The sequence below is a fragment of the Stieleria sp. JC731 genome (assembly GCF_020966635.1).
Taxonomy (GTDB): Bacteria; Planctomycetota; Planctomycetia; order Pirellulales; family Pirellulaceae; genus Stieleria.
In genome coordinates, this window is record NZ_JAJKFQ010000005.1 from 636,558 (window position 1) to 648,839 (window position 12,282).

The window sequence follows — 12,282 nt, forward strand, 5'->3', positions numbered from 1 at the left end:
AAGACTTTGATGCGTGCCCAATCCTTGTGGATTCGGTTTCAAGTAAATCGCGATCCCAAACGCGACTACAACTGCCACCAGCGCAATTGATGCGAGGACGCGAATCGAATGCGATTTGAAACGTGGATTGATCAAAAATCTGGTATAGGGAAACGTGGGACTACCGTATTTGCGAGCACTCGCGAACGGAGCTTCTACATTGCAATTTCGACCCCGCTGGCATCCGGTTCCAGCAAAGTCTTGTTGCCTGCTATCCTATGGCCCGGTGGATTTGTTTCCAGCCCACCACAATTGCCTGTTGAGATCTTCATCGGCATTCACCGCCTACCGCGACGTTAGCGATACTTAGTCAACAGGCTGTCAGCTTAGACAAGCGTCCCTCCATGATTCAGGAAGTTGAAAGTGAAATACGCAATCTGCAATGAAACCTTTGGCGAAATGCCTTTGGATGAAGCCCTGCGAATCGCAAAAGAAGCTGGGTACACCGGATGGGAAGTCGCACCGTTCATGTTGACGGACAATCTTTCGCAATTTGCTCCGGATCAACGCAAAGCGTACCGTGATCAAGTTTCCGACGCCGGCTTGGAAATCATCGGGCTTCATTGGCTGCTGGCCAAGACGGACGGCTTCCACCTGACAACGCTTGACGAATCGGTTCGTGGTCGAACATCCCAGTATCTATCTCAGCTTGCGGAGCTTTGTGCGGATCTGGGTGGCGATTTGATGGTCTTGGGGTCGCCTCAACAACGTAACTATCCGGAATCACAATCGGCTGAACAGGCAATGGAAGCGGCCGCAGATTGTTTGCGATCGGTCGCCCCGATGCTCGAGCAATGTGAGGTGAAGATTGCGATCGAGCCGCTAGGTCGAGGCGAGGGAAACTTCTTAAATACGGCAGCCGAAGGTCGTGAATTGATGCGCCGCGTCGACAGCGAGTTTGTGCAGTTGCATTTGGACGTGAAAGCCATGAGCGACGAACCGACACCCATCGATCAGATTATTCGTGACAACGCCGATGCTATGATCCATTTCCATGCGAATGATCCAAACTTGAAAGGCCCAGGAATGGGCGACATCGATTTTGTACCGATTTTTGCAGCACTCAAGGAAGTCCAATATGACGGTTGGGTCAGCGTCGAAGTGTTTGACTATGCGATGGGGCCCGAAGCGATTGCACGTCAAAGCATGGAAAATATGTTGAAAGCACAGTGAGCACTGAAGACAGGGACAACACGACAGGCACGGTGGACGTTGAAGACAAAAAGATGAGCCGCGGTCGTCTCGCTCCATCTCCGACCGGTGCGCAACATTTGGGAAACGCCAGAACTCATCTCGCCGCCTTCTGGGCGGCACGTCAAGCTGGTGCTGAATTGGCACTTCGGATTGACGACCTGGACTCGCCGCGAGTCAAAAGCTGGGCTCAGGATCAAGCGATCGAAGATTTATGTTGGCTTGGGATCGATTGGGATACAACGATCGCGAAGCAAACGAATCATCTTGCACAATATCGGGATGCGGTTGAGCGTCTTCGACTGCAGGGTTTGATCTATCCCTGCTACTGTTCGCGTAAAGATATCGAAGAAGCGATATCTGCACCTCATGAAAGTCGCTTTCGAGGTGAGCTTGCACCCTATCCTGGAATTTGCAGCGGCTATCGAGTCGGTGACATAATCCAAGAACGCGAGCATTGTTTTCGGTTTCGCGTCAGTAGCGAAACGCTCGAGTTCGACGATCTGCTAATGGGGAATCAGCGTTGCAATCCTGCTGAAGAGCTTGGTGACTTTCCGGTGGTGTCCCGCAACGGACAGGCGAGTTACCAGTTGGCTGTGTTGATTGACGATCAAATTCAAGGAGTCGATCAGGTGGTCCGTGGTAACGATTTGGTCGCCAGCACCTTTCGTCAGATCGACTTGGCTGGTCATTTGGGCCTGGATTCACCAAGCTATGCACATGTCCCATTGGTACGAGGACTTGATGGTCGGCGACTTGCAAAGCGTCATGGCGATACTCGGCTGAGCTTTTATCGTGATTGCGGAATTCGCCCCGAAATGATTGTGGGATGGGCCGCATTCAGTTTGGGCTTAATCGATCGCCTAGAAGAATGCCAAGCGAACGAGGTGATCGAACAATTCGCTTGGTCAAAGCTTCCCGAAGAAGACATCCTTATCGATCCGCAGACAGTTTTCTCACACTAGTTGGTTTGTCGAGCGCTGTCGTTTCTTGGTCAAAGCGAACGCTTGCTAAAGTTTAACGATCACATCGATCGTTCTGGCGATCCCAAAGATCGCGGTTGCAACGTGGCAATCGATGTCGCAACTGTCAAAATCAGTTGACAGAGTAGTAGTCATGTGCCTGAAGGCCGATTCAGAATACTGCGTCACCCCAGGATGTCGGGGACGCGGTTCCGAGGTCGCACTGAGGCTACTGGCGGGACGACTCGAATCACGACGGTGAGCTGCGATCGCTGTGCAGATCCCATCGTGGGCGTGATGGAATACAAAAAGGAGTTGTACAGTGAAGACGCCAATTGCGCGGTGCTTTGCCGCCGCACTCGGGCTCGCCGTTGGTGCCGGTTTTGCGCTAGACGCCAATGCGGACGAGCCGTCGAATTGGAATTCGTTTCGGATGCCATCGACCGAACTAGAAGCGGTCATTGAGGGCATGCAAGACTCAGACGCGATTGACGAAGGTTCGCGGGCTGACCAAATCAAACAAGTTGCGATGCAGGGGCAGATTGAAAACTTGCCCGCTCCCGTTGGTCGGCCCATGCCGATTCAGCAGCAACCGGGGTTCCCTCAATATCAGGGATATCCACAGCAGGGCTACCCACAAGCCTATGCTTATCCACCAGCTCCGTATGGCTATCAAGCACCACAATACCCTGCGCAGCCACAGTACTCTGCGCAGCAACAATACACTGCGCAGCCGCAATACGGCTACGCTGCTCCAGGGCTTCAACAGCCGTTCCCGCAACAGAGTTTTACTCAGCCGCAGCCACAGCGTTTTGCAGCCAATGGGATGCAAAACGTTCCGATGCAACCTGCCGTCGCTTCACAGCAATCGCGACGGGACGCAAATCCGAACGCCGGCCAATTCGGAGCCAATCACTACAGCGTCGGACATCATGGTGAAGAGCATGCGGCACCCGTATTGTCGGGCGATCCCGTTGTTCACGAGCACCATTCGGCAGACGTTCATCAGTCATATCCCGATTCCTACGCAAGCCCCTACGCTAGCGCGGCAGCTGCACCTTGGCAAGGTGCACCGTGTGGCGACGGCGGCTGCGGTGATCCAAGCTGCAGCGGTTGCGGGACCGGTTCGTGCGGCATGCCTTCAGCAGCAAGTTGTGATACCGGTTCATGCGGATCCGGATCGTGCGGCCTTGGCGGAGGATGCGCATCGGGTGGCTTTGCCGGTGCATGCGGCACCTCGGCTTGTGGTGGCGTCGGTCCAATTTCACCATGGTATGGTGGAATGGATCTGCTGTTCTGGGAGATCGCTGATAGCTCAACCGCTGTTTACGCGACCTATGACAACGGGGTCGCTGTCGGTCAGTACAACTACTTGGATCCGGACAACACCGTCGGTGTAAACACACGGTTCGGACGCTATCTAGGATGTGGCGCCTACGGAATCGATGTTAGCTTCCTGTATTGGGATCCAGATCCTCAGTCGAGAATGTTTACCGATGGCGGTGCTGGACTTCGCTTCACGCATCCCGCGCTTCGAACGGTTTCGATCAACCGTGGTGGTGGTGCGACAACGGTCTACGACGACTACGACACCAACGCGACTTGCATCTGTTCTGAGCGAGACATTCGCGTCAAAGGGATCGAAGTCAACCTGTCATGCTTCGGATTGATGGGAGCACGCCGATTGGGATCGGCATATCCAACCTCGCTGTTTGCCGGACATTTTGGCGGATGCGGCAGTCAGTCTGGGTACGGAAGCAAAGGCGGATGCTTCGGTCGTGGCAATCGCTTGTATGGCAGTGCGATCGGTCCACTAGCACGAGCATGCTCGGGTCGTGTTCGCGTTCAAACTTCGCACGGCTTCCGATGGTTCCAGCTTGAAGACGAGTTGCTGATCGCTGGTGACGTCGACGGTATGCCAGGGCTAGGCGGCAGCGACATTTACTACGAGTTGCAAACCGAAAACAACCTCTATGGCTATCAATTCGGATCGCAGTTGAGCTACGCGTTGGGTTGCCGCTTGATGGTCAACATCGGCGGCAAGGTCGGCGTCTATGGCAACGACGCTCGCTTTACCCACTGGATCGGTAACGACATGGTGATGGCCTATACCGATTCGCAAGGTGCCGGAGCAGGCGACCTTTACACCGAAAAGTCAGACGTCAGCCTTGCGGGCCTTGGCGAACTGGATTTCGGACTGGGATACCGAGTCTGCAATCGCTTGACCGCGACTTGCGGTTATCGAATCTTGACCGCGTGCGGCGTGGCGACATCGATCGATTCGATGCCTGATGAATACACCAGCGTTGAATCAGCTGGCCGAGTCCGAGCGGACGACTGCTTCACGATGTTCGGAGCTTACTTCGGATTCAACTACAACTGGTAGGAAGATCCGACAACTAACGAATTCCATCACGAGGAGGTGGCTTTGTGTTCTGCACGAAGTCACCTCTTTCGCGTTTTAAGTGTGCTGCCCGGCGTACTTCAAGCTGCGGAGGATCAATTGCTTTACACCATCGACGTCCGCTTTTAGAGCGACTTCCATGTTGTCGTGCCATTCGGGACGGAGCCGGCGGTCAAAGACGCTCATGCCAAGGGTGTGCAGCCCTTGGGTTTCCACCTTGCCTGCCATCTCGGTCCATTCGAATAGCTCCGGTTCAAGGACCGCAGCAATCGTCGTCGCATCGATCAAGGGTAGCAGTTCGCGTCCCAAGCGTTGGTGCGACATTCGAAAGGCGTGTGGAAGCATTTCGTGTAGTATGCCTCCCGCACGTGTGTACTTTGCCGGCAGTTGTTCAAGCAGGTCGACGCCGAACGTAATTTTGTTGGTTACATCCAGCGGTACAAGCGATTTGGTCGTTGGTGAGGCGAAGACGTCGGCAGCAGCCACTGCATCAAAGTGCAGATTAAATTCTGCGACCGGCGATGCGTTGCCGGGACTGCGATAGGCACCGCCGCTGATGACCAGTTTGTCCGCCTGTTGCAATGCGGCAGGGTCACGCTGGGCTAGACGAGCCAAATTGGTGAGCGGTCCCAAGCAGACAATGGTGATTTCACCGGGATGGGCTCGCAGCAGTTCCGCCATCACCTTTTCGCTCGCCGGCAGGTGCTGACGTGCTGTCGAGGAAACCTCGAAATCACCCAGGCCGCTACGCCCGTTCAGAAAAGAGTCGTCGGTGACGGCGGCTTCATCTGGTGGCGACGCTTTGCCAACGCGTGGATAGCGAGGCGGATCAAGGTTGGAAACAATCGCTCCAACATTTGCTGTTGCCTGTTCGGCATCGACGGTACCCGCCGTTGCGGTAATCGCGAGGACTTCTAAACGCGGATCGAACAATGCCATCGTCAACGCGACCGCATCGTCAATTCCGGGGTCAGAATCGATGATGATTTTTCTTGTCATAGGCAAAGTGTAAAGTCCCGGGCGTTTCTAAACGAGCCCGATCTGTTTACCCTGTGTAAAGATGTCGTATCACGGCACCTTGACCGGTCCCAAAAAGCTCGACTGGTCCGAAAAACCGCTAAGTTGCATGAACTTATCCGGTCAGGACGCTCTTTATTCCGCACACTCCAACGCAGCAAAAATCCTTGACATCGAATCAAAACGCGGGATCGAACGAGATAAAGGGAGATCGCACACCATTTGAACTGGCGATCGAGCAGGCTCGTGACGGGGAAGACTTGTCGGTTGACCAAACGGGGGATTTGATCGACATGATGCTACGCGGTGAAGCAGACGAGGATCAAATAGGGTCCCTGCTGCTGCAATTGCGAGAAAAAGGCGAGGCTGTCTCCGAAATCGTGGGTGCAGCTCGGGCCATGCGTAAACATATGACCCGGATTCCCCATTCGCACCAGGTTCTCTTGGATACCTGTGGTACCGGAGGCAGTGAAAGCGGTTCGTTCAACATCAGCACGGGGATCGCGATTGTGACCGCCGCATGTGGTGTTGCGGTCGCAAAACATGGGAACCGCAAAGCGACCAGCGTCACTGGATCAGCCGACGTTTTAGAAGAGCTTGGCGTTCCGATCGAATCGGATGCCGAAAGCGTTGCTCGGCGGCTCGATCAGATCGGGCTCTGTTTTTGTTTCGCGGTAAAGCTACATCCCGCGATGAAACACGTCGTCGGAGTGCGTCGAAAACTTGGTGTGAAAACGCTTTTCAATCTATTGGGGCCACTCTGCAATCCGGCAGGTGCCACACACCAGTTGCTGGGCACCAGTAGTCCTGAATCGCAGGAAAAGATAGCCGAAGCAATCGGGCAGCTTTCCACAACACGGTCCTTCGTTGTGCATGCTGCCGACGGTCAGGACGAGGTTTCTTTGGACCGATACACCGATGTGTTTGAAGTCAGCGGCAACGAGGTCGCTGGACGCACCCGCTGGACGCCTGCCGATTTTGGGCTGTTGCCCGCCGGTGTGGAGTCCTTGGCTGCCTCCGGTCCCGCCGAAAGTGCCGCAATCATCCGGCGGATTCTTGAGGGCGAACCGGGACCGAAGCGTGACACCGTGGTTGCTGGAACGGCAGCAGCACTTTCACTGACCGGCGCTGCAACAGGTCTTTCTGATGGTGTGAGAATGGCCCAAGAGGCGATCGATAGCGGTGCGGCCAAGGAAAAACTGCAGCAGCTAGCCAATTCCTGACCTTAGCGGTTACCCTCAAGCATCGTTTTCGGTAACCAGACCGGTAAGATCTGTAGCCAAGCAGGCGGGATGGGACCTTTTGCTCGACGCAAATCAGGTCAAAATGGGCTGTGACGCCGTTCAACGTCCGCCGAATGCACACCGAAGAGACGAATGCATGTGATTTCGAAATCTGCATTCCCCAAAATCGGTTGGCCTTCATTGGCTGAGTTTCGCGGTCCGTGCTCGGTGAGTGCGGTCACCACGAAGGCTCGCCCCGTATTTGTCAAACTGTTTAACCTGAACTCTCATTCATGATTCAAGCCGACTACACCGCGCGATTGCGAGAAATTCGAGACAAGGTCGAATCAGAAGAACGCCTATCCATGGAAGACGGGCTGTTTCTTTATGATCCAGCCGTTCCGCTGCAAGAAGTCGGTGTGTTGGCGAACTATGTTCGTGAGCGAAAGAACGGCAATGTTGGGTTCTACAACATCAACACGCACCTAAATCCGACAAACGTCTGCGTTTATCGCTGCCGCTTCTGCGCGTTCCGCAGTGATTTACGTGACCCAAAAGGTTACGTGATGTCGGACGAGCAAATCTTGCAGCGTGGCCAAGAAGCGACCGAGAATGGCTGCACGGAGATGCACATCGTCGGTGGTTTGCACCACAAGATGCCCTACACCTGGTACCGCGGCATCATCGAACTGCTGAATGAAAACTATCCCAAGATCCACCTCAAAGCGTGGACGGCGGTCGAGATCAATTGGTTTGAATTCCAGACGAAGAAATCAAAACAGTGGGTCTTGGAAGATCAGCGCAAAGCCGGCTTGGGCAGTATGCCAGGCGGCGGCGCTGAAATCTTTCACCCTGAAGTTCGCGATCAACTCTGTGAACACAAAGCAAATACCCACGAATGGCTGAAGGTTCACCAGACGGCGCACGAAATCGGTTTGCGAACCAATTGCACCATGTTGTATGGGCACGTTGAAAAGGCCTATCACCGTGTTGATCACCTGCTGCGTCTTCGCGACCTGCAGGATCGCACCGGTGGGTTCCAAGTTTTTATTCCGTTGGCATTTCACCCGGACAATACAAAGCTATCTGACATCAAGAAGCCATCCGCTTTGATGGATTTAAGGACGGTCGCGATCAGTCGATTGATGCTGGACAACATCCAGCACATCAAGGCCTACTGGATCATGTTGGGTATCGAAACCGCACAGACCGCGCTGGCATATGGAGCTGACGATATCGATGGGACGGTTCGGCACGAATTGATTTATCACGACGCCGGTGCGACAACTCCGCAGTGTCTGAGCGTTGATGATATTCGGCAGTTGATCGTCGAAGCGGGACGCGATCCCGTCGAACGCGACACCGTTTATAACCGTGTCCACCGTGAGCCGCATGACTTCACAAAGTGGACAACCGAAGTCGCGGACGAAGCTTGCTCTTCAAACTGAGTTTCGGAGATTGTCAGGGCGGTAGTCCTTTCGTCACTACTGCCGCGCGACCTCATCCCACTTGATCACTTTGATTGATCCATCCGGCTGCATGTATTCGAAGGCTCCCATTTCGAATCCGTCAAAGCTGGGACGTTCGTTGCCCTCCAGATCAATAGAAATGTCTGACTCGGCCCCCGCATTGATCGCTGGCGAACCGGCGGATAGATGAAGGTCGCCGCTTGCCAGATCTGCAAACCTCGCCGGATCGGTGACTTCGTTGGCCCCCTGTGATGTCCCAACGTAGTTGCGTAAGGCATCGACCAAGTTGTGATCGTGGATCAATGCCCCCGGGGTGCCGGCGTCATAAAGCCCATACCGGTGGCTGTGAATGATTGAATTTGTGAGCCATACGGTTCCGCCCCGTCGATAGACTCCAATCGCGTTCATGTCTGCGATGGTTACAAATTCCATCCCGCAGTTCGTGTCTTCGCCGTTGACGTAGACCGCATAGCCGGCGCCTTGAAGTGTCGAATTGGTCAAAGAACTATTGCTCGACTCGAAAGCGATACCGTGACTTGCGTCACGCAACGACAGACGGCTGATCGAGGTCTGATCTCCTCTGGCGAGCACTGCCCAACCAGCGTCAACGTTTTCGATCTTGCAAGTATCCATCAAGCAATTGCCACCGAGTTGATAGATCGCCGTCGTCGCACAATTTGAAAGTTGAGCATTTGTGATCCTGCTGTTGCAATCAACAAGCGTTATCGCATTGTTGCCATCTGCGAATTGTAGATTTGCAACCCTCGTACTGAGTCCGACGTTGGCATCATCTCGCAAATAGATTCCACGAGTTTTGCTTTGCTGGATGGATAGTTCCGAAAGCGTGACTTCACACGGTTTGTCGGTGGATGTCGCGTAGATTGCATATTGTGAGCCGACAATCTGAGTTCCCGTCATCGACAATCGACTGTCAATCCTGGCGACAACGCCAAATTGATTTGCCGTGATCGTTCCGTTTTCAACAGTGAGATTGCAATCGGATCCGTGGAAACCGATTTGATTGTTTTCCAATTGAACTGCTTGTAGGGTTGCGCTCCCACGTCGGAATACGATGCCATAGGTGTTGTCCGAGATGTTCCATCGCATTGCATCGGTAAGAGTCAAATCTGAATCTTGAACCACTAGACCGTACCGATTGCCACTTGCCATGCAGTGGCTATTGGCCAGGACGTTCGGCGATGAACCGGTCAGAATGAAGCCGTCGCCAGCGTTCGATAGTGACTGACAGTTTTGAAAAACGGTGGGATTCCCAGTCGCAGAACTGACGTAAAACCCATTCTGATTTGCCAATGCCGTTGCATCAGTGAACGTTGCGTCTTGGCAGCGATGAACGATTGTTGCATAACGCTTGCAGTTTCGAATGACCGCTGAGTCGACTGTGACGACGATCGAATCGGAACAATACAATCCAACTTGGTTCCCATCGCATTGCAGGTCATTGACATTGATTTTGCCCGCGTAATCCAAGATTGGATATTCGACCGACGAATCGAATGACGCTGTATTTACAGACCATTCGCATCGTTGGCCAATTATCCCGCGTTGGCAACGCTGCAATTGGTTTCCATCCGCGCCGCGATAAGCAAATGAACCGTCGCGCACGTAGATTGCTGCGTGTTCAATATCGCTAATTGTGTTTTGCCGAAATTCAGTCGTCGCGATATTAAGTCCATCACATAGGATTCCAAGATGGCTATTGGAAATCGTGCACTGTGCCAACCGCATCGCTGGCGTTGCGGTACGGATTGCATAGCGATGCGATGCAGGATCTGATGGGTTTCCAAGAAACTGTGAGGATTCGATTTCGACACGGTCGGTATTGAATGCCGAAATTCCGTAGATCAATCCTCCGAATTGACAGGAGTCAATGTTGAGGCGGCTTCCGTAGGAAAGTATGCCTCGGTCATTTCCGCGTAGATCGCATTGGGTTACCACGAGAGACGACGGTTCGGCAGCACCCTGTGTGTTCGCGTAGATCGCATAGTCGCACTGGCTGAACTGAACCTGCTCGTCTGCTTGGATGGATAGCAGCTGGTTTTCGTTACTTTGGTGCAGCCCGATGCGACAACCGGCAAGCTGAACGTTTTGAAACGTATAGTCGCTGCTTTTGGCAACGATCCCGATATCACATTCCGTGACGAGTGTGTTCTTCAGCACGGTTGTCTGGCCAGATGCGTCCAACATCAGGCCTTGGCTTGCAGAGTCAATCGTGCAGTTTGAAACTGCCAGATTCTGACCGGTAAGATGGATTCCGTGTGCTCCAGCCTGTGGGAATTGGCATTGGTTGATGTTGGCAGATGAAACTCCCGTCCCATAGATTCCGAGGTTGCTTTGTTGAAACTGGCACTGAGCAACGGCGAGTGCACCGTTGACGGCATGGATTCCCCGCATGGGGTCCGGTCCGGAAACCTTCTCGAATCTGGTGCCTTGAACGGCAACTGTGGACTGATCTCTGGTGACGACTGAGTAGCGAGAATCGGTAAAGCGACTCTGGAGGATTTGCAAGTTTGTCCCGGCGTTGAAATACAAACCGTGACGACTGCCCTGATAGTTGCATTGGTAGATTAATGCGTTGGCGCCATTTCCGTGTGTTCCATACAGACATCTTTCGAATGTGCATGCGACGATGTAACACGAAGGGGTACCGCGAAGGCAAATCCCATATCGATCTGCCGAATCGATAGGGTCAATGGTCAGGCCAAAGAAAACTACATTGCTTGTTCCACGCAAGTCGAATGCCCATCGTCGTGCCGGTGGACGTACTCGGACTTGGCCGGGATCACCCGTGTATCGGCCGTCTCGATCCCCGTACAAAACGAACCATTGGTTCAGCGAACCATATCGATTGGCATCGATCAGGCATGCTTCTGTGTAGTCACCGCCACCGATAAAGACTACATCTCCTGGACCGGCGGACTGAATCGCTTTTGTGATCGTTCGAAATGCCATCGAGGCAGATCGGCCGTTAAACGAGTCGTCACCAGATGTTCGCACGAAGAAGTCAGCTGCGATGCAAATTTGCGATGAACTTGCAAGAAGCAGTGAAACCAACACGAGGTTGATTCCGTTGGCAATGACGCTGTCGAAGATTGATTGAGACTTTCCCAACGTGCACTCCATGATCAAAGCGGATCGCCAAGGTCCAAAATGATGTCTGGCAGATCTGGAAGGTCAGGCATTGCCGGGAGTTCCTGTCGTGAATTGGAATTCATTCCAGGAAGATTCAGCGTTGGAAGATCTATTGGCGGAGCTATAGGAATGGTTGTTCGTTTTTTCGCGGCCGCATCGCCGTGTCGTCTTCCTAGCGGCCTGTCCATGGAACGCCGGTTGGTGATCGGCGGAAGGGCAACGGCTTCGTTGATCACCGTCTGCTTAAGCAATTCGATTGATGTAAGATCACCGTCACTTTCGAAGGAAATACCGCGATTTTCAGGGTCGATGTGCTTTAGCAGAACTCCATCTCGGACCTCTCCTTGTTCCATGACATAGCAGCGATTGTTAATCCTTATGAGCGCGGTGACCATTTCGCTATCTTGGGAAGGACGCACAATGCCGAGCAGTTTTACCTGAGCCGAGGGCTGTTCCTCGGTGACAACCAATTTCTCGTTCCGAGTGTCTTCGACTGGTTCATGGAAAAACGTCGGCTCTGTCTCACCGACCTTCTCGACCGTCAGACGCCCTGGTGATTCGCCACGCTCCGGTTTGTTATTGACCGTCACGGATCGTGCTAGCTCATTTGACTGAGCACAAACCGATGTGGGCGGCACAAGGATCATGCCCACGACGATCCAGGTTCGTGGCCAAACGAATTTTCTAATTGCGTCAGTTGATTGCATGCTATCAACGAGAATGCGGCATCAGATGAAAGATAGACGGGAGCTATTGGGGATTCAGTTGGAACGCAAATTCCGAACAGAGGCGAACAACGCTGAGCAACATCCCCAAACGAATTTGAG

Annotated in this window: 8 protein-coding genes; 5 read left to right on the top strand and 3 right to left on the bottom strand. The window is 53.4% G+C overall.

The window, feature by feature from the left end; genetic code table 11:
• The first annotated feature begins 402 nt into the window (after nucleotides 1-402).
• The 3 genes from LOC67_RS13425 to LOC67_RS27600 all read left to right on the top strand — a co-directional run bounded on the left by LOC67_RS13425 (nucleotide 403) and on the right by LOC67_RS27600 (nucleotide 4,578).
• On the top strand, nucleotides 403-1,212 hold the full coding sequence (locus LOC67_RS13425; RefSeq protein WP_410001133.1) for a sugar phosphate isomerase/epimerase family protein: 810 nt from the start codon (nucleotides 403-405) through the stop codon (nucleotides 1,210-1,212).
• Nucleotides 1,209-2,195, top strand: a complete 987-nt coding sequence (gluQRS, locus tag LOC67_RS13430) for a tRNA glutamyl-Q(34) synthetase GluQRS (RefSeq protein WP_230263120.1) — start codon at nucleotides 1,209-1,211, stop codon at nucleotides 2,193-2,195. The genes LOC67_RS13425 and gluQRS overlap by 4 nt, the downstream gene beginning before the upstream one ends.
• 319 nt (nucleotides 2,196-2,514) lie before the next feature.
• A complete protein-coding gene (locus tag LOC67_RS27600) occupies nucleotides 2,515-4,578 on the top strand; it encodes a BBP7 family outer membrane beta-barrel protein (RefSeq protein WP_230263121.1) in 2,064 nt (687 codons plus the stop codon).
• Nucleotides 4,579-4,653: 75 nt separating this feature from the next.
• On the opposite strand, the gene LOC67_RS13440 is transcribed toward LOC67_RS27600, so the two are convergent.
• Nucleotides 4,654-5,595: a nucleoside hydrolase gene (locus LOC67_RS13440; RefSeq protein ID WP_230263122.1), complete on the bottom strand. Its 942-nt coding sequence runs from the start codon at nucleotides 5,593-5,595 to the stop codon at nucleotides 4,654-4,656.
• 185 nt (nucleotides 5,596-5,780) lie between these two features.
• Between LOC67_RS13440 and trpD the strand changes: the two genes are divergently transcribed.
• Both trpD and mqnE read left to right on the top strand, forming a co-directional pair.
• Entirely contained in the window at nucleotides 5,781-6,836 is a 1,056-nt protein-coding gene (trpD, locus tag LOC67_RS13445; protein ID WP_410001134.1) for an anthranilate phosphoribosyltransferase, read from the top strand.
• Between the two features lie 293 nt (nucleotides 6,837-7,129).
• Nucleotides 7,130-8,284, top strand: coding sequence for an aminofutalosine synthase MqnE (gene mqnE, locus LOC67_RS13450; protein ID WP_230263123.1), 1,155 nt, complete (start codon nucleotides 7,130-7,132; stop codon nucleotides 8,282-8,284).
• Nucleotides 8,285-8,320: 36 nt separating this feature from the next.
• On the opposite strand, the gene LOC67_RS13455 is transcribed toward mqnE, so the two are convergent.
• Complete coding sequence (locus LOC67_RS13455) at nucleotides 8,321-11,434, bottom strand: right-handed parallel beta-helix repeat-containing protein (RefSeq protein WP_230263124.1); 3,114 nt, start codon at nucleotides 11,432-11,434, stop codon at nucleotides 8,321-8,323.
• Nucleotides 11,435-11,448: 14 nt separating this feature from the next.
• Nucleotides 11,449-12,102, bottom strand: coding sequence for a hypothetical protein (locus LOC67_RS13460; protein ID WP_230263125.1), 654 nt, complete (start codon nucleotides 12,100-12,102; stop codon nucleotides 11,449-11,451).
• Between the last annotated feature and the right edge of the window lie 180 nt (nucleotides 12,103-12,282).

Bases quoted from the DNA above. Each gene is read 5' to 3' on its own strand.
- LOC67_RS13440 (WP_230263122.1), bottom strand. From the start codon at position 5,595: ATGACAAGAAAAATCATCATCGATTCTGACCCCGGAATTGACGATGCG.
- mqnE (WP_230263123.1), top strand. From the start codon at position 7,130: ATGATTCAAGCCGACTACACCGCGCGATTGCGAGAAATTCGAGACAAG.
- LOC67_RS13460 (WP_230263125.1), bottom strand. From the start codon at position 12,102: ATGATCCTTGTGCCGCCCACATCGGTTTGTGCTCAGTCAAATGAGCTA.